The organism is Halorussus sp. MSC15.2 (assembly GCF_010747475.1).
In the GTDB taxonomy this organism is placed as follows: domain Archaea; phylum Halobacteriota; class Halobacteria; order Halobacteriales; family Haladaptataceae; genus Halorussus.
Map to the genome: position 1 here is coordinate 447,243 of NZ_VSLZ01000003.1, position 17,476 is coordinate 464,718.

At 66.2% G+C, this 17,476-nt stretch carries 16 protein-coding genes; 15 read left to right on the top strand and 1 reads right to left on the bottom strand.

Annotation, left to right across the window (positions count from 1 at the left end):
* The first annotated feature begins 570 nt into the window (after positions 1-570).
* From FXF75_RS13580 to FXF75_RS13615, 9 genes are all read left to right on the top strand, one after another.
* Positions 571-1,503, top strand: a complete 933-nt coding sequence (locus FXF75_RS13580) for a family 16 glycosylhydrolase (RefSeq protein ID WP_163522404.1) — start codon at positions 571-573, stop codon at positions 1,501-1,503.
* Between the two features lie 200 nt (positions 1,504-1,703).
* Entirely contained in the window at positions 1,704-4,220 is a 2,517-nt protein-coding gene (locus FXF75_RS22700) for a glycosyl hydrolase (RefSeq protein ID WP_240334647.1), read from the top strand.
* Positions 4,172-4,708, top strand: a complete 537-nt coding sequence (locus tag FXF75_RS13585) for a fibronectin type III domain-containing protein (protein WP_309221817.1) — start codon at positions 4,172-4,174, stop codon at positions 4,706-4,708. Before FXF75_RS22700 ends, FXF75_RS13585 begins: the two co-directional genes overlap by 49 nt.
* A gap of 541 nt (positions 4,709-5,249) precedes the next feature.
* The gene (locus FXF75_RS13590; RefSeq protein WP_375335541.1) at positions 5,250-7,151 is read left to right on the top strand and encodes a type II secretion system F family protein; all 1,902 of its coding nucleotides are present in this window, start codon (positions 5,250-5,252) and stop codon (positions 7,149-7,151) included.
* A gap of 89 nt (positions 7,152-7,240) precedes the next feature.
* On the top strand, positions 7,241-7,951 hold the full coding sequence (locus tag FXF75_RS13595) for a hypothetical protein (protein WP_163522654.1): 711 nt from the start codon (positions 7,241-7,243) through the stop codon (positions 7,949-7,951).
* Positions 7,944-8,438, top strand: a complete 495-nt coding sequence (locus FXF75_RS13600; protein WP_163522405.1) for a hypothetical protein — start codon at positions 7,944-7,946, stop codon at positions 8,436-8,438. Before FXF75_RS13595 ends, FXF75_RS13600 begins: the two co-directional genes overlap by 8 nt.
* Positions 8,438-9,124: a hypothetical protein gene (locus FXF75_RS13605; RefSeq protein ID WP_163522406.1), complete on the top strand. Its 687-nt coding sequence runs from the start codon at positions 8,438-8,440 to the stop codon at positions 9,122-9,124. Before FXF75_RS13600 ends, FXF75_RS13605 begins: the two co-directional genes overlap by 1 nt.
* On the top strand, positions 9,117-9,557 hold the full coding sequence (locus FXF75_RS13610) for a hypothetical protein (RefSeq protein WP_163522407.1): 441 nt from the start codon (positions 9,117-9,119) through the stop codon (positions 9,555-9,557). The genes FXF75_RS13605 and FXF75_RS13610 overlap by 8 nt, the downstream gene beginning before the upstream one ends.
* Positions 9,554-10,111, top strand: a complete 558-nt coding sequence (locus FXF75_RS13615; protein ID WP_309221820.1) for a hypothetical protein — start codon at positions 9,554-9,556, stop codon at positions 10,109-10,111. The genes FXF75_RS13610 and FXF75_RS13615 overlap by 4 nt, the downstream gene beginning before the upstream one ends.
* Before the next feature lie 229 nt (positions 10,112-10,340).
* Here FXF75_RS13615 and FXF75_RS13620 read toward each other — a convergent pair whose 3' ends face one another.
* A complete protein-coding gene (locus FXF75_RS13620; RefSeq protein ID WP_163522409.1) occupies positions 10,341-10,643 on the bottom strand; it encodes a hypothetical protein in 303 nt (100 codons plus the stop codon).
* A gap of 6 nt (positions 10,644-10,649) precedes the next feature.
* Here FXF75_RS13620 and FXF75_RS13625 point away from each other — a divergent pair, with 6 nt between their 5' ends.
* From FXF75_RS13625 to FXF75_RS13650, 6 genes are all read left to right on the top strand, one after another.
* Entirely contained in the window at positions 10,650-11,087 is a 438-nt protein-coding gene (locus tag FXF75_RS13625) for a hypothetical protein (RefSeq protein WP_163522410.1), read from the top strand.
* A gap of 35 nt (positions 11,088-11,122) precedes the next feature.
* Positions 11,123-11,944: a hypothetical protein gene (locus FXF75_RS13630; protein WP_163522411.1), complete on the top strand. Its 822-nt coding sequence runs from the start codon at positions 11,123-11,125 to the stop codon at positions 11,942-11,944.
* Positions 11,934-12,494, top strand: coding sequence for a hypothetical protein (locus FXF75_RS13635; protein ID WP_163522412.1), 561 nt, complete (start codon positions 11,934-11,936; stop codon positions 12,492-12,494). Before FXF75_RS13630 ends, FXF75_RS13635 begins: the two co-directional genes overlap by 11 nt.
* 11 nt (positions 12,495-12,505) lie before the next feature.
* The gene (locus tag FXF75_RS13640; RefSeq protein WP_163522413.1) at positions 12,506-13,432 is read left to right on the top strand and encodes a hypothetical protein; all 927 of its coding nucleotides are present in this window, start codon (positions 12,506-12,508) and stop codon (positions 13,430-13,432) included.
* 127 nt (positions 13,433-13,559) lie between these two features.
* The gene (locus FXF75_RS13645) at positions 13,560-14,495 is read left to right on the top strand and encodes a metallophosphoesterase (protein ID WP_163522414.1); all 936 of its coding nucleotides are present in this window, start codon (positions 13,560-13,562) and stop codon (positions 14,493-14,495) included.
* 336 nt (positions 14,496-14,831) lie between these two features.
* Positions 14,832-17,393 (top strand): PKD domain-containing protein, encoded by a 2,562-nt coding sequence (locus FXF75_RS13650; protein ID WP_163522415.1) that lies wholly within the window; start codon positions 14,832-14,834, stop codon positions 17,391-17,393.
* Positions 17,394-17,476 lie beyond the last annotated feature (83 nt).

Below are 17,476 nucleotides of genomic sequence, written 5' to 3' on the forward strand. Positions count from 1 at the left end.
TCGATGCCTTCGGCGATGGGCAAATTGTCGTCTCCCTCGCCGCACACTTCTTCCAGTTAGTGGGAATTCTGGTAGATTTGTACGCCAGCGCGAGTGTATACGAACTACGGAAGCGACGGTGGTGACGGAAGTGTGTCGTAAGTAACGTCGTAGGGTCGTCAGTATACTCATTTATTTATCACTGACACTACGATTCGATATCATCGGTTTTGTCTCGGCGAGTGGTACAACAAGGGCAGCGCTGGCGGTCGAAGGGGCCGTACTCTCGGTTGTCTTCTGCTTCGTATCGAGGTTATTGAAGAATTAGCCATTAACCGGATAGCTGGCGTACTTTGACAGTTTGATTCGGATATATTCGTCCGGATATCTGCTCGAAATCCACCAATGTCGGTGCCAGTGAACGAAGACGTCGCGGCTACTGCCAACCGTAACACTTCGAGATAAATAATAACTCTGTCTAGAATTAAAACTAAGTCGTCGTGGTTAAATTATTATTTGCATCGGCGCCTAAGTCGGCGTTCCTCGCCGTCGCGGACGGACGCCGGTGGCGGCCGATGCAGTGTGAAATCCATGACCGACGACAGTTCGCTCAAACCGACTGAAGGCGAATCGGCCAGCAAACGACTCCGCCGTCGAGGCTTTCTGAGTACCGCGGCGGCGACGCTCGGCGGGACGTTCGCCGCCTCGACGCCGAGCGCCGCGTCCGAAAGCGGCGGGCGGTCGGACCTCGGTGGCGTTCCCACGGCGGCGTTCGACGGCAACCAGTGGTCGCTGAGTTGGAGCGACGAGTTCAATCAGGGGTACGTCGACGAGTCCGTCTGGAGTTTCGAGACCGGCAACGGTCACGCCCAAGGCATCCCCGGATGGGGCAACAACGAACTCCAGTACTACCAGCGAGAGAACGCGTGGGTCGAGAACGACCACCTCGTCATCGAGGCCCGCGAGGAGCAGGTGTCCGACCAGTACGGGTCCTACGACTACACCTCGGCCCGGATGAAGACTCAAGGCGGGTACAACAAGCAGTACGGCCGCGTCGACGTGCGCGCTCGCCTGCCCGAGGGTCAGGGACTCTGGCCCGCGATATGGGCGCTCGGTTCGGACATCGACTCGGCCGGGTGGCCCGACTGCGGCGAGATAGACATCATGGAACTCACCGGAGACGACACCGACACCGTCCACGGCACCGTCCACGGACCCGGTTACTCCGGCGGAAACAGCATCGGTGGCACTTACAACAACGGGTCGTTCGCCGACGCCTACCACACGTTCCAACTCACGTGGTACCCCGACGCTATCAAGTTCTTCGTGGACGGGAACCACTACTTCACCGTCACGCTCTACGGTGTGGAGGACGCCGGGAACGAGTGGGTCTTCGACGACGGGCCGTTCTTCTTCCTCCTCAACGTCGCGGTCGGCGGGAACCTCCCCGGTGCCCCCGACGCCACCACGCAGTTCCCTCAGCGCATGGAGGTCGATTACGTCCGCGTCTACGACTGGGTGTAGCGGTCCGACCTCGACACCCGTACCGCGCTGAGAGTATTTTCCCGGACGGCAGGTTGGGTCCTCGAACCGGGAATCTGGCGCCACGACGTTCCGTGTCCGTCACGGCGAACAGCGCGACTCACACGGAGTCGATAAAAATTCACTAATTATAGAATAAATTTATGAGGCTGCGTTCAGTATTATTTTCGGGGCTCGTAACCATGGACGAAAACCCGGACGAAGCCGATAGCGACCAACGGAGTCGAACGCGCGAACCAGACGAATCGGACGAATCGAACGATACGCTGTCGCTGTCACGGCGCACGTACTTCGAGACGCTCGGAGTCGCCGGACTGGGGAGTCTCGCGTCGGTTCCAACACCGGCCGCGGCGGCGAGCGGAATCCACAGCGTCGGCAACGGCAGTTACACTCACGAGAAGCCCTCGGGCGAGGGCGAACCGCCAGCGACTCGATACACGACCGGGAACGTCGGCGCGCCGCTCCCGTCCAACGATTGGTGGTCGTCGGCGCTCGCGACCCAGTACTCGGAGAACCTCTTCTTCCACCCCGGGTTCGCGCTGGCCAACGACACCGGTCTCAAAGTCGGCCACCTGACGACGTGGAACTACCCCAACGAGGACGCGAAGATGAACGTCCAGCGCGACTTCACGCTTGGCCACACCGAGACCACGTTCGCGGACACGCGAGTAGACGGGCACAGCGACTGGTCCGTCACGCTGAAGTGGGGTGCCGGAACGGCGACGACCCTCACCGCGTCGCTCACGAAAGGGTCGCCGTACGTCTTCTGCGAGTTCGAGGGCGGCGGTGCAGAACTCGACTTCCAGACGGTACCGACGGTCTGGGCGGACCGCGGGAACGCCCTCGGACTGACCCACGAGGGCAACCACTACGGACTGTTCGCCCCGTCGGGCGAGGACTGGTCGGGCCTCGGGTCGGCCACGCTGACCAACGGTCTCTCCGGCGGATACCTGACGATTGCAGTCCTCCCAGACGACACGTCGTCCACGCTCGACACGTTCGAGAAGTACGCGTACAACTTCATCACCGACACCGGCGCGGGCGACGCGACCCGAGTCAGTCCGACCTACGACCGGGGCGCCGGCGAGGTTCGAACCACCTACTCGTTCAACACGACCAACAAACCGGAGAGTCAGGTCGGCGGCGACGCGACGATTACGGGGTTGTACCCCCATCAGCACAAGTACACCGACACGTCCCTGCTCGGTTACACGTACGAATGTCCGCGGGGGACGATGAAGACGGTGAGCGGGTCGTCGTTCACGACGACCCATCCCTTCCGCGGCGTGCTTCCGTTCCTGCCCGACCGAGGGAGCTACGACCGGTCGGAACTGGCGAGTTACGTCGGCGGCGTGTCGGCGGGCTACGACAACGGACAAGGAAGCGGCACCTACTGGACCGGCAAGGACTTCGGCCGGATGTCGGAGGCGGCACCCATCGCCGACCAAGTCGGAAACGCCGGGAAGCGCGACGCCCTGCACGACGCCATCCGGTCGGAGTTGGAGAACTGGCTGACCGCCGACGGCGGCGAGAGCCAGAACCTCTTCTACTACAACGACCAGTGGGGGACGCTCATCGGCTACCCCGACTCGTACGGCGCGGCGGGCGACCTCAACGACCACCACTTCCACTACGGCTACTTCGTCCGGGCCGCCGCCGAACTCGCGCGCACCGACGAGTCGTGGGGCGACGACGGCAACTGGGGCGGGATGGTGGACCTGCTCGTCCGCGACTACGCGAACTGGGAGCGACCCAACAGGGCCAACGCGCAGGAACCCGCCGACAACCCCGCCGACTCGTTCCCCTTCCTGCGGAACTTCAGTCCGTACACCGGTCACTCGTGGGCCGCCGGGACCGCGGAGTTCGCGGGCGGGAACAATCAGGAGTCATCCTCGGAGGCCATCCACGCCTACGCGGCGATGCTGCAGTGGGCGGTCTTCACGGGCAACGACGAGATGCTGAACTGGGCGGCGTACCTCTACACCCACGAGGTCTGCTCGGCCATGGAGTACTGGTTCGACGTGGACGACCAGAACCACCCCGACGAGTGGAGCCACGACACCGCGGGTATCGTGTGGGGCATCAAGTACTCGTACTCGACGTGGTTCTCGGCGGACGCCGAGGCGATTCACGGCATCAACTACCTGCCCTTCGGCGGGCACTCGCTGTACCTCGGCTGGGACTCCCAACTGGCCGAACGCAACTACAGCGAAGCGGTGACCAACGACGACAACGGCGGCGACTGGGACTACTGGCAGGACGTCATGTGGAACTACCGGGCGTTCTCGGACGTGAGCGACGCCAAGAGCATGTTCCAGTCCGCGAAGGGCAGTTACACCCCGGAAGCCGGTGAGACGAAGGCCCATACCTACCACTGGATACACAACATCGACGCGATGGGGAACCCCGACCCCTCGGTGACCGCGGACTACCCGCTGGCCTACACTTTCGACGACGGGTCGGAAACGACCTACGTCGCCTACAACGGCGAGAACTCCTCGATTACGGTGACCTTCTCCGACGGAACCGCACTCAGCGTCCCGGCCGACTCGATGAAGTCGAGTACGGGCGGCGACGGTGGCGGTTCGCCCGACACGACGCCGCCGACTGTCCGTCGAACCTGCGGTCGCCGGGACACACCGACTCGTCGGTGGACCTCGCGTGGGACGCCGCGAGCGACAGCGGCGGGTCGGGCTTAGACCACTACGCCGTGTACGTGGACGGGACGCGGAGCCAACAGGTTCCGGCGGGCACCACCTCGACCACCGTCTCGGGTCTCGCCAGCGGGACGACCTACGAGTTCTCCGCGACGGCCGTGGACGGCGCGGGCAACGAATCGAGCGCGTCGAACGCGGTCAGCGTCACCACAGACGCGTCGGGCGGCGGCGACTTCAGCCAGCGCGTCACCCGAATCGACGGGTTCGACGGCGACACCGCCACCGACGAACTGTCGTTCGAGTTCGTCTCGAACGTCGGTTCGGACTGGGTGGACGTCCATTACACCGTCAACGGCGGTACCCAGTACAACTACCGGATGAACAACCCGAGCGGCGATACCCACACGCTCGAAACGAGTCCGGACTACGTCGTCGGCGACTTCTCCTCGGGCGACACCATCGAGTACTACTTCACCTACCAACACGACGGCACCGCGAGCGATACGAGGTGGTTCAGCATCACGTACTGACTCTCGTCGCGCGACTCGTCGCCGCGTCTTCCGACGTTTTCGCGAATATCTACGGCCCCATCACGACTTATTTGTCGTTAACGTCGTTCGGATATACAGCGATTAGAAATATCCATGCTAAAAGCAACGGGATAATCACGTCTGACTGATAATACATTTCGAGCCGCAGAGGACCAGATGTCAGAAGCGGAATCCCCACTAAAAAGGAGATGAGAAGCCCTACAGCCGCGATTATCGCAAATCTCAATATTTCGTCCATCGATATCTAGTACTGTAACTGCTAGCGATTCGTGTCAGTAAATTGTTGTCGGTACTGTTCGAGTTGAGTCTCGAGATTACCTTCTGGCTGTGTGGATGCCGTCACTATCTCCTTGAACAGTTCTGCTTTCCTCTGCCGAACACATCACCTCGGGCATATGTTACCATATTTTAAATACCAAAGAGAATAGAGGAAGGGGCATGAACGCGATTCGAGGAGGCCCACGCGGTGAACACCACCACTGAGACGGGTGAGACCGGCGCGACCATCGACGCCGACGAAGTGAGGACGACCGGCGAGACCCGGGCCGCGAACGCCACGCTCTCGGTGCTCGACCGTGCCCTCTACGCGCTGTTCTCCAGACACGCCGACCGCTCGCGCCACGACGCCGACCGCAAGCAGTACCGAGCGACCGACGTGACGACGAGTTTCGAGGTGTATCTCTCGCGAGTCTACGGCCTGTCGTGGCTCGCGTTCGCGCTGGTGACGGGGTGGACGTTCGTCGTCGTGGTCGCGCTCCCCGACGCCGCGCTCGCGGTGGTTGCGGACTTCCTCCGGCGGGGAGTCCCCGGTCTCGAAACCGTCGCGTTCCCGGGCGTCTCTCGGCCCGTCGCGGCCGCCGCGGTCGGAACCAGCGTCGGTCTCGTGGGGAAACGAGCGACCGTCGCGCTCGGGGGGCGCTACCTCTCGTGGACCGCGAGCGCACGCGGGTCGAACATCGAGACCACGCTGCCCGGCGCGGTCCGGTACCTCCACGCGCTCTCGTCGGGCAGCGACGACGGGGCGGCCATGTTCCGGAAGGTCGCCGACCGCGAGGAAGCCTACGGCGAGACCGCGGTGGCCTTCCGGAAGGCGCTCAACAGGGCGACCCTGACCGGGAGTCTCGGTGAGGGCCTCCGCGTGGTGGCGCGCGACACTCCCTCACGGGACGGCCTCGCGCCGTTCCTCGTGAAGTTCCGCGAACACGCCCAGCAGGGACCCGACGCGCTCGCCCAGTACCTCCAGATGGAGAGTCGGATGCTCTCGAACCGGCAGGCCAGAAGTCGTGAACAGGCGGGCGACTTCCTCGAACTGCTCGCGGAGATGTTCGTCGTCCTGCTCGTCCTGCCCGCGCTACTCGTCATCGTGGTGACCGTGATGAGCGTCCTCGCGCCCGGCCTGAGTGCGACCACCACGACCCCCGTCGGTCCGGTCTCGATGCGAGCGCTGCTCGTCTACGGGAGCGCCGGGTTCATCCTCGTCGTCGGTCTCGTTGCGACCGCAGCGGTGGGTTCGCTGCGCCCGCCCGACCAGTCGGGCAGGGATTACGAGCGCCCGGACGGGGTACTCCCTACGCTCGGCAGCGTCTTCCGGAATCCCGCGAGCGCAGTCGTCGGGTTCGCGCCGGTCGCGCTCCTCCTCGGGGTCGCGCTCTGGTCGCTCGACTACTGGTCGGTCAACGTCGTCCTCCTCGGATACGTCGCCGTGGCCCTCCCTGCGGGCCTCGTCGCGCTAAGACGTGCGAATCTGGACGACGCCAAGGACCGCGAAATCAAGGACTTCGTCCACGCCGTCTCGGGTCACGTCAGCCTCGGTCGCCCGTTCTCGGCGGCGGTGGAACGCGTCGCCAGCGACGTGGACCTCGGCGCGCTGAACGACGACGTGGCCGACCTCGCGTTCAACGCGAACCTGACGACGCGCGACGGCGACCGTCAGGCCGCCGCTCTCTCGCAGTTCGTGGACCGAGTCGGCACGCCGCTGGCCGACCAGACCATCGGACTCGTCACGGGCGCGCTCGACGCGGGCGGAGACGCGGAGACCGTTTTCGAGACGCTACAGGTCGAAATCGGGCGGCTCTACCACGAGCGGAAGGCGCTACGGTCGAACATGCTGGTCTACGTCGCGGTCGCGTGGACCACGGCCCTGCTCGTCGTGGGCATCATGGTCGCGGTCAACGTCCACGTCCTCGACAGTTTCGCGCAACTGTCGGCGGTTTCGACCGCCGACGCCGGTCTCGCGCTCGACGCCGACGCGGTGAAACCGGCCCGCGACCGGCGTCGGTTCTACGTCGTCACGCAGGCGACGATGCTGGCCTGCGGGTGGTTCGCCGGGTACGCGAGTCGCGGGCGCTACGAGGCGCTGCTCCACTCGGGGGCGCTGGTCGTCGTCGCGTACTTCGTGTTCGCGGGGGTCGGGATGGTGTGAGTCGGGATTGTCGCACTGACGCCGACGGGCGTCAGACTCGCCAATTCCGACTCAGTCGCCCCGACCGCGCCCAGTCCAACGTCGTCGGCATCGCCATACTGCTCGGCGTCGTCGTACTCGCGCTCGCGTCGCTGACCGCGGGTATCGGTGCGGTCGTCGAGCAGAACGCCGCGGCGGCCGACTCGGCCCGCGTGGCCGCCGACTTCGACTCGGCGCTGGAACCCGTGGTCGCGACCGGAGTCCACCGCGGCCGGGTCTCGTTCACCGACGGCGAGTTGCGGACCGTCGAGCGCGAACTCCGACTGCTGAACGAGTCGGGGGTAGTCGGGTCGCCCGTCGAAACCGACGCGCTGGTCTTCACCGCGGGCCAACGCCGGGTGGCGTTCCTCGCCGGAGCGGTCGTACGAGGTCCGCCCGGTAACGCAGAGGTTCGGACCGCGCCGCCGATTACGGCGTCCCGCAGTGGCGGCGCTGACGGTGATGACGCACCCGGCGTCCTCGTCGTAGGTGCGCCGACACTGAACGGGTCGGTCGCGGTCTCGGCGACCGGCGGCGGGTCGGTCGTCCTCCGCACGACCGTCACTCACGACCGGACCGCGCTCGCCAACGGTACCTACCGGGTCGCGGTCGAGACGGCGACCCCGGACGCGCTGGGCCGGTACTTCGAGCGCCAGAACGCGACCGTGACGACCCGCGACTTCGACGGCGACGGCGTGAGGAGCGTCGTGGCCGCCTACCCCGGTGAGCGCGTGGCGTACCTCGTGGTCCACGACATGCGTCTGGAGGTGCGTCATGGGTAGCGACCTCCGGACACCCGGCGGTCGCCGCGACCGCGCCGTCTCGCCGGTCGTCGGGAAGGCGATGGAGGCGAGCATCGTCGTCCTCTACGTCGGACTCCTCTCGGCGACGCTCTACGGCGGGGTCGTCCCCGAGTACCGGACCGCGGCGGGCGCGGAGGTCGGCGAGCGCGCGCTGGCCCAGTCCGCGGAACGCGTCCAGCAAGCGGTACCGACCGACGCCGCGGCGGTCCGCGCCCGGACCGAGGTGTCGATTCCCCGGACCATCCGCGGCCGGGCGTACGAGATACGGGTCGAGACCCGGACGCTGGTTCTCGACCATCCCCGGGACGGAGTCGGCGGACGAGTCACGCTCGCGCTTCCCGAGACCGTCTCGTCGGTGAGAGGCAATTGGTCGAGTCGAGACCCGGCGTACGTCGCGGTTCGGAGCGACGGGGCTGGCGGACTGGCGGTCAGACTCGAATCCGGCGACCCCGGGGGTGAGGACTGATGAGACGACCGAGGCGCGCCCAGATGAACCTGCCCGCGCTGGCGGTCGCGCTCCTCGTCGTGACCGCGGTGGCGGTCGTGAGTTTCGGGATGGCCGACCGGGCGTATCTGAGCGCGGAGCGCGACGCCGACCAGCGGCGGGTCGCGGTCGCGCTCTCGGAGCGACTCGTGGCGTCCGAGTCGCGGGTCACGGCCCGTCCGAACGTCCTCGACGCCGACGCAGTTTCGGGCCTGAACGCGTCTCGCCTCGGGACGCTGTTCCCCGTGACCGACGGTTACGACGTCGCGGTTCGCCTCGGCGACCGGACGCTCGCATCCACCGGTGACCCGACCGGCGGGACGACGATTCGCCGCATCGTGCTGGTCGAGAACCGGAGTTCGGTGTCGACCACGCCCGACCTCTCGGCGACCGACCCTGCGGTGACGCTCCCCCGTCGGTCCCCGCGGGTCGAACTCGCGCTCACACCGCCCGCCGGGACGGACGTCCGGGTCGTCCGGGCGAACGACAGGGTGGTCCTCCGGAACGCCTCCGGACTGACGGGGACGTTCGAAGTCGAACTCTCGCGGTTCGAGACCACGACGCTCACGTTCGAGTCGGACGGACCGCTTCCCACCGGGAGCGTCGAACTGACGTACTCGCCCGCAGAGACCGGAAAGACAGTGTTGGCGGTGACTGTCGATGGCTGAGGAGCGCCACCGCAGCGTCCGCTCGCTGACCCTGCGCGGACAGCTTTCGCTGTCGGTCGTGGAGGCCGGTGTCGGGGCCGTGCTCATCCTCGCGGTCGCGATGGGGTTCGCGCTCGGGGTCGCGCCGACCGACGACGGGACGGCCCAGTTGGACCTCTACGCCGAGGACGCCGCGACCGTCCTCGCGGGCGAACCGCCGCGCCACGCGGGTGCGACCCGACTTTCCGAGGTCGTGCGCTCGCCCGACGCCTTCGACCGAGAGCGCGACGCTCTGCGGCGTCGAGTCGCGCGCATCCTACCGGACAACCTGCTGTTCCGCGTCCGGACGCCCCGGGGCGCGGTCGGCTTCCGGAAACCCGCGGGCGTGGCGGTCGGGTCGGCCACGGTGACGACCGCCGCCGGTGACGTGACGATATGGGTGTGGTACGCGTGAGCGGAAGGGGTTCGGAAGCCGACGAACCACCGGTCCGCGAGCGCGCCCAACTCGTCCTCGCGGCGGCCGCGCTGGTCGCCATCGCGCTCGCGCCGGTCGTGGTTGCCTACCTCCAGTTGGGCTACCACGCTGACGTCACTGCCAGCGAGGAGTACGACGCGCCGGGTCGGAACGCCGAGCGCCTGCTCTCGCGGGCGGTCCACGACGCCGCGGCCGACGTGCCAGACGACTTCGCGTGGGACGAGCGAACCGCGGCCGTGAACGCGGTTCGCGCCGACCTCCGGCCCAGAGTGGACGCGCTCAGGGCCTCGCGAGTCGAATCCGGGACCGTCTATCAGGTCGAGTACAACCAGTCTGCGGCCGAGTCGTGGAGCGATGCGAACTGTCCTGGCGGTCCCGATACCGACCGTCAGTTCGGTGACTGCGAAACTCTACGAGGCGTCGTCGTGCAGGAGCGCGCTGGCGAGACGCACGTCCTCGCGGTCGCGTTCGACGTGCGAGTGACGACGGCGAACTCGGAGATGGACGTGCTGCTTCTCGTCCGTGCGAGATAGTCCCACGTTCTCGAGGGCGACGACCAAATTACCAGTATTCGTAGCATGCTCGATTTACTATAGTCAGTCGTTGGCTCGCGTCGGTTGACCTCCTCGTATCTCGGCTTAATCCATCCCTTACGTTCTAAGAGCCCGTTTTACTCGTACGAATTACGAGTAACTTTACTCGTAAAGATATATATGTATGGAGTTATACATCGGAAATGAGAGAGATGAACGACACGAACTTTCAGCGTACGTTCGTCGCGATGACGGCGCTCCTCGTCCTCGCGTCGGGAGTCGCCGCGCCGGCGGCCGCACAGCTACAGAACGACGTCGCAGCCGCGAACACCACCCAAACCACGACGGAGACCGTAACGACCGCGGAGTCGGCGGCCACCACGCAGGGCGAGTGCGAGAAGCCGTCCTCGCCGCCGAGCATGTCGCAGGCCCGACTGTACGCCTCCCAGAAGACCATCAACAAGTCCCAGCCGGGAAGATTTCGGGCGGCTTCCAAGTGGACCCCACGGCGACCTGTCCCGTCGTCGTCCATATCACGATGAGCGTCCCCAGCGGCATGACCATCCAAGGCTCGTCCGACCTCTTCTCGGGCGGTGCCGGGATGGTGTCGGGGACCTTCGACGTCCGACCGCAGGGCGGCATCAAGGACATCCGCGCGAACGTGTACAGCACCAACACCGGCAAGCGCACGGTGACTGCGGACATCCAGTACTGGCCCAAGGGCCACAAGGACATGGCTCAGGAGATAGACGGCATGTCGTTCACGTTCGACGTGACGGAACCGGTCGAAGCGACCGGCGACTCGGGAAGTAACGCGGAGAGCGACACGACGGCCGTGGCCTCCGGAACCAGTTCGGGCCTGCCCGTCTCCCAGAACTTGCTGATAATCGGCGGTCTCATGTTCGTCCTGCTCGTGGCGGTGCTGGCGATGACCAAGATGAGTCCGCGCGACATCAACATCGGAGTCAAGAAGTGACGCTCCACGCCGGAACGCCACCGAGGTGACCACCCATGTTCGACCGCTTCTTCGGCGACGAAGACGACTCCGGTGACGACGACCCGGAGGCGGACGTGGAGGTACGCACCAACGCCGGCGCGTGGGGAACCGACGTGAACGTCGGGTCGGGCGACCCGTCGGGCGTGCTGGACGGAGACTCGTGGTTCACGACGCACACGTTCGACGTGGACTCCGAGGAGAGTTCGGCCGGAGCGCGAGGCGGGACCGAACCGTCGCCGGACGTGTCGCCGCGGGAGTCCCCCGTCGGGACCACGTACCCCCGCGGGACGTTCGCGTTCCCCGCTTCGAAGCCGTTCATGCAAGCGCTCGAAACGCGCGGCAAGAACGGTGCGCACGAGCGCGTAGAGACTGTGTACGTTCTGACGGGCCAGTCGGCGACCACCCCGACCGAACTGTTCGGTCTCGACGACCCCGAGTACTACGAGTCGGCGACCCCCAGCAGCGTGACGACGCTCGAAAGCAAGGTGGCGCGGCGCGTGGCGGCGTCGTATCCCGACGGCGAGACGCCCGGCGTCGTGGCTCGGTTCCACACCCATCCCGGCGGGACGACGACGCCGAGCGACACCGACGTCGGGAGCGCCGAGAGCATCGAAGAGTGCTACGAGGACGCCTTCGGCACCGACGACTTCGAGTTCTTCCACGGCATCCACGCCTACGTAGAGCAGTCGGGCGTCCCGTCCGTCGAGGAGCGACACGACCCCGCGGCGCTTAACGGCGGCGTCTCGTGGCGCGGCGAGCAGTACCGTCACGAACTCGCGCTGTACGGCCCGCGGTTCAGGAACCCGCAGGACGTGGTGATAGCCGATGGGCAGTGACGAGACGACCCGCTCGGACCGCGATACGGGGTTCGAGACGCTCGATTCGGAGACCAGAGACGCCCTGCGACGACTCGCGGCGAACGACCCGACGCTGTTGCGCGAGACGCTCGCGGACCTCGGGTACCTCGACCCCGGGTCGGAGTCGGTCGAGACCGTCGAGAATCGAGAGGCCCGCGAACTCTCGCCCGCACAGGAACGCCTCGGCGACCTCCTCTCGTCGATGGGGAGTCCCCGAAGCACGACCCAGATAATCGAGTTGCTCGGCGAACAACACCCGTCGTTCGTCGAGGAGTACGGGTCGGCGAAACACCGGCCGTGGATGTCGAACCAACTGAACGCGCTGGTTGACGCGGGCGAACTCGGCCGGTACCGCGACGGGCGGACCGTCCTCTACACGCCGAGCATCGCCGACGCGATTCGCCACTGGGCGCTCAAGAACGACTACTTCGCCGAGGACCTGACCGCCCGGCACGTCGGCCGAATCGCCTCCGACACCGAGATGCCGCGGTCGGCGGTGCGCGAGGGGTTGGCGGAGTTGCGCGAGTAGCGCGTGAGACCGTGACGGACCTTCGTTTCAGTGTGACCCAAGAGGACCTCTCGCGAGGCGCTCGCGGTGACCAGCCACGTCTCGGATTTCTCGCGGAAATCGCGGAGCGGGGTCTCCCGGTCGAACTGTTCGTCGAGGTCAACGCGATGTCCTACCTCAGGGCCGACGTTTCGCAGGCCGAATCGCTCGACCTCGACGTGCGGACCGTCCACCTCCCGCCGCTGGCTCGCGGCGCGGACGAGGACGGCGACGTGGAACTCAACACTCACCTCAAGGAGAGCCAGATGGTCTACGAGCACGACGACGGTTCGGTCGAACGACGGCGGAACCTCGCTCCTGAACTCACCACGCTCCACCCGCCGCGGTTCGCGTCCGACGACGCGGACCGCGAAACGCGACGCGAGCGACTCGTTCGGACCCTCGCGGCGTCGAAGGACCACCGTCGGGCCGAGCGGAAGTACCGCGGTCCGGTCGCACTGGAGAACGTCTGCCCGCGGGGGTCGTTCGACTATCTCCTGACGACGGCCGACGACGTGACGGCGCTACGGACGACTGCGGACCGACTCGGACGGCGCGACGTGCTCGCGTTCACCTGCGACCTCGGTCACGCTCGGCGGCCCTTCGAACTCCTCGACGCGGTCGGGTCACCCGCGAGCGTCCACCTCCACGGCACGCTCCCGGAGCGCGCGACCCGAGAACTCGCCGCGGTCTGCGGGACGTTCGGCGTCGAGTCGCCCGCGGAGCTCGCCGTCGAGGAGTCGGTCGGCGAGTACCACCATCTACCGCCGACCGTCGGGACGCCGTCGTTCGAGCGCGTGGTGGCGGCGCTCGACGAGCGCGACATCGACTGCCCGCTGGTGGTCGAACTCCAACCGGCGTTCAGGACGGCCGAGACCGTGACGCGAATCGCCGACGCGTTTCGGGAGGTGCGGTCGTGACCGACCCGGCGATTCCGGTCTCGCTTCCGCCGGACGAATTCCCGGTCGCCGCCCGCGTGCCGGGCGACGTCGAACTCGCGTTCAGTTGGGACCACCGAGACACGACACACCGAACTACACGACACACATGCGACTCCTGCTACTCAACGACTTACACCTCGGCCCGAGTGACGACCGACCGGCGTACGCCCGACCCGAAATCAACGAGGCGAAGTTCGACGCCATCGTGACCGCCGGGGACGTCGTGGACGAGAACCGCGACCACGCCAAATCGGCGGCGGGTGAGCGCTACGAGCGAGTCGGCCGAGCGTTCTACGAGTTCCTCCACGAGGAGTACGACCTTCCAATCGTCGTCGTCCCCGGCAACCACGACCCGCTCGACTGCGTCGAGCGCCTGACCGAGGGACTGGACCGGGCTATCGTCGCCCACGAGCGTGTCCTCCGCGAGGCGGACTTCCCGGACGCCGACTTCGAGGGGTTCGCGCTCGCCGGATGGGGGTGCGAACAGTTCGACCAGCGCCCCGAGATTCGGTACACCGAGTTCCCCGGGACGGACCCGCTCGAAGACGCGACGGCGGCGACCATCGACCACGTCGCGGCCGAGCGCGCCGTCGAAATCGAGACGCTCGCGGGCCGGTACCTCGACGGCGACGCGGACGCCGGCGCGGTGGCGGACGCCCTCGGTATCGCGGACGACGACCGAGCGCGTCTGGCCGACCAGTTAGCGGCGCTCGAACGACGGTACGAGGCGCTCTACTCGCTTGTCACCGCCGAGGAACGAGTCCTGTTCTTCACGCACGTCCCTCCGTTCGACGTGGCGTTCGACCACCACCACTCGGGGTCCGGACTCCGGGGACGCATCCGGCGCGGGTCGATAGCGCTCAAGCACGCCGTCCGCCGGGGGAGTCCGCACGCGGTGTGTAGCGGCCACACCCACGAGTACGGCATCGACACCGTCGCGACCGTCCGCGGCGACCGCTACGCGTTCAACGCGGGGTCACCGGGCGTCGCGGTCGTCGAAGTAACGACCGACCCCGCAGTGCTGAACGTTCGGACGACGTGAGAACTGCGTCGGCCGGAGGAGTTTCCCTTCCGTACTGTCGAAAGGATGAAAAAATATCGGACGGGACAAAATTGGTCTAGGGACCATCAGTTCGTCCATCAACACATTTATCTATATTTGATATATCCATTCAGACATGACCGGTGGGCGCGAGGTCCGCGGCCGGTCGGCGTTCTTCTCCGTCAGTCCGGTGGGAAGCGTCGCGCCTCCGTCGGGACGAGACGGACCCGCTGATGCGGAGGACACCGGGACCGTTCAGCGATTGGATGCCCGGGGTCGCTCACCGCGGGAGGAGCGTCGGCACGCTGCAACCGCCGTCCACCGAGGGAATTCACAATGATGGGGAATCGACCGAGAACGGGACTCGCGACGATAACCGCGGTACTACTCGTGACGACCGCCGTCGCGGGTGCGACAGCAGTCGGTAGCACCTCGCTGGTACAGTCCGCCGAGGCCTCAGCGGTGCAGTCCGCCGAGAGCATCGACGCACGCATACTGAACTTCAACCAACAGACGGGGTCGTTCGAGGAGGGCGAGACCGTCAGAGCGGAAGTGGAGGTACGCAACACCGGCGATAGCAGGCACACCTTCTTCGTCGGGTACGGCGTCCGTGGTCCCGACGGGAACTGGTACAACAACGACGACCAGACCGGGACGACGGTGACGCTCGACCCGAACGAGCGCGAGTGGGTGACGCTCAGTTGGACCGTCGAGTCGGACGCTCCCTACGGGTGGTACGACGCGAGAACGTCGGTCTGGGCCGAGAGCGACCGTAACGACCTCCACACTCGACTCGCCGACGAGAGTCGGGGCAGCGCCTTCGAGGTGGTCGAACCCACGAACCAACCCCCGGACGCCGAAATACAGTGTACGGACACCGAGGTGGCGGTCGGCGACACGGTGACCTGCACGGCGGACCGTTCGAGCGACACCGACGGGTCGGTCACGTCCTACCAGTGGGAGTTCGGAGGACAGGACACCGACTACGGTGAGACCGCGTCCCACGCCTTCGACCGGAGCGGTCTCTACTCGGTCGAACTGACGGTGACCGACGACGATGGCGCGACCGACAGGACCTCCGTGACGGTCAGCGTCGAAGACACGACCGACCCGCCGTCGGCGTCGCTGAGTTGTACTCCCACCGAAGTGACGGTAGGCGAGCGCGTCGAGTGCACCGCGTCGGGGTCGAGCGACCCCAACGGCGACATCTCGACGTTCGACTGGACCTTCGGCGACGGAACGAGCGAATCCGGCGAGTACGTCGGTCACACCTTCGACGAGGCGGGGACCTACACCGTCGAACTCGACGTGACGGACGAGACCGGCGCGACCGACACTGCCACGGGGACGATACGCGTCGAGAGCGCCGCCGAACCGCCGTCGGCGTCGCTGAGTTGTACTCCCACCCGAGTGACCGCGGGTGAGACCGTCGAGTGCACCGCGTCGGGGTCGAGCGACCCCAACGGCGACATCTCGACGTTCGACTGGACCTTCGGCGACGGAACCGGCGACTCCGGGACGTACGCCAGTCACGCCTTCGACGAGGCGGGGACCTACACCGTCGAACTCGACGTAGCAGACGAGACGGGCGCGACCGATACCGTCTCCGAGACGATTCGCGTCGAAGCGGCGGCCGAGCCGCCGTCGGCCCGAATCTCGTGCAGTCCCACCGAGGTGACGGTGGGCGAGACCGTCGAGTGCACCGCGTCTGGGTCGAGCGACCCCAACGGCGACATCTCGACGTTCGAATGGCGTTTCGAGGACGGGACCACCGGTTACGGCGAGCGCGTCACCCACAGTTTCGACGAACCGGGAACGTACAGCGTCGAACTAGACCTCACCGACGAGACCGACCGCACGGCCAGCGCGACCGCCGAGATTTCCGTGACGGAGAAGAACGAGAAGCCGAACGCGCAGATTTCCTACTCACCGGCGCACCTCGAACGCGGCGACACGGTGACGTTCGACGCGAGCGACTCGACGGACCCCGACGGGAGCGTCAGCGAGTACAAGTGGGTGTTCGACGGCACCGTGAAACGCGGGGAGACGGTCCAGTACAGCGTCGAGAACACCGGCGACTACACCGTCGAGCTCGTGGTGATGGACGGAGACGGCGGGTCGGACACCGCGGCCCAGTCGCTCTCGGTCCGGCGTCGGCCCACCGCCGACTTCGATTTCACGCCGAAACAGCCCAGTTCGGGACAGAGCGTCTCATTCACAGCGGAGCAGGACGCGCGCGTCGAGCGGTACGAGTGGGACTTCGACGGCGACGGTGAGTACGACGCTCGCGGTCGGAAGGTGACCCACGACTTCGACTCGCCCGGCAAGTACTCGGTGCAACTCCACGTCGTCGGGAAGGGCGACATGGAGAACACGGCGACGAAGATAGTCACCGTCCAGCAGAACGCCTACTTCCAATTGACCGCCGACCGCGCGACGGTCGAGACCGGGAACGGGACCGCGGTCGTGATGTTCAGCGTCTCGAACCACGTCAACGACCGTCCACTACAAGTCAAACTCGAACTCGACCTGCCCGACGAGGGCGTCTCGATACAGAGCGTCGCGGGCGAGTCGCCGGTGAGTCGGAAGGCTACCGACTTCTTCACGGTCGAGGCGGGCGCGGACGAGAGCTTCAGGGTCCGCCTGCAGGTGAACGAACCCGGGACGTACGACATCGGCGGAAAGGCGGTCTACTACTTCGGCGAGCAGGAGGACCGCAGGAGTCGCAGCGTCGGTCCCATCACCGTGCGGACGAAAGGCGCGGTACAGGACGCCGGCAACAGCGAGGCGAAGGCCGACGACCTCGGCGGGCAAGGGAGCACGCCCGGATTCGGTCCGGGCGTCACGGTCGCCGGACTGGTCGTCGCGGTCTGGGTCGCGGCGAAGCGACGTTCGTAGCCGCCTCCGCACGGAGAATTCGAGACTTTCGGAATCACAGAGAAAACGATGGTCGGCGGAACCCGCCTCGTGGAAACTATCCG

Bases quoted from the DNA above. Each gene is read 5' to 3' on its own strand.
- FXF75_RS13635 (WP_163522412.1), top strand. From the start codon at position 11,934: ATGGGCAGTGACGAGACGACCCGCTCGGACCGCGATACGGGGTTCGAG.
- FXF75_RS13630 (WP_163522411.1), top strand. From the start codon at position 11,123: ATGTTCGACCGCTTCTTCGGCGACGAAGACGACTCCGGTGACGACGAC.
- FXF75_RS13625 (WP_163522410.1), top strand. From the start codon at position 10,650: ATGAGCGTCCCCAGCGGCATGACCATCCAAGGCTCGTCCGACCTCTTC.
- FXF75_RS13620 (WP_163522409.1), bottom strand. From the start codon at position 10,643: ATGGACGACGACGGGACAGGTCGCCGTGGGGTCCACTTGGAAGCCGCC.
- FXF75_RS13580 (WP_163522404.1), top strand. From the start codon at position 571: ATGACCGACGACAGTTCGCTCAAACCGACTGAAGGCGAATCGGCCAGC.
- FXF75_RS13605 (WP_163522406.1), top strand. From the start codon at position 8,438: ATGAGACGACCGAGGCGCGCCCAGATGAACCTGCCCGCGCTGGCGGTC.
- FXF75_RS13650 (WP_163522415.1), top strand. From the start codon at position 14,832: ATGATGGGGAATCGACCGAGAACGGGACTCGCGACGATAACCGCGGTA.
- FXF75_RS13645 (WP_163522414.1), top strand. From the start codon at position 13,560: ATGCGACTCCTGCTACTCAACGACTTACACCTCGGCCCGAGTGACGAC.
- FXF75_RS13610 (WP_163522407.1), top strand. From the start codon at position 9,117: ATGGCTGAGGAGCGCCACCGCAGCGTCCGCTCGCTGACCCTGCGCGGA.
- FXF75_RS13600 (WP_163522405.1), top strand. From the start codon at position 7,944: ATGGGTAGCGACCTCCGGACACCCGGCGGTCGCCGCGACCGCGCCGTC.
- FXF75_RS22700 (WP_240334647.1), top strand. From the start codon at position 1,704: ATGGACGAAAACCCGGACGAAGCCGATAGCGACCAACGGAGTCGAACG.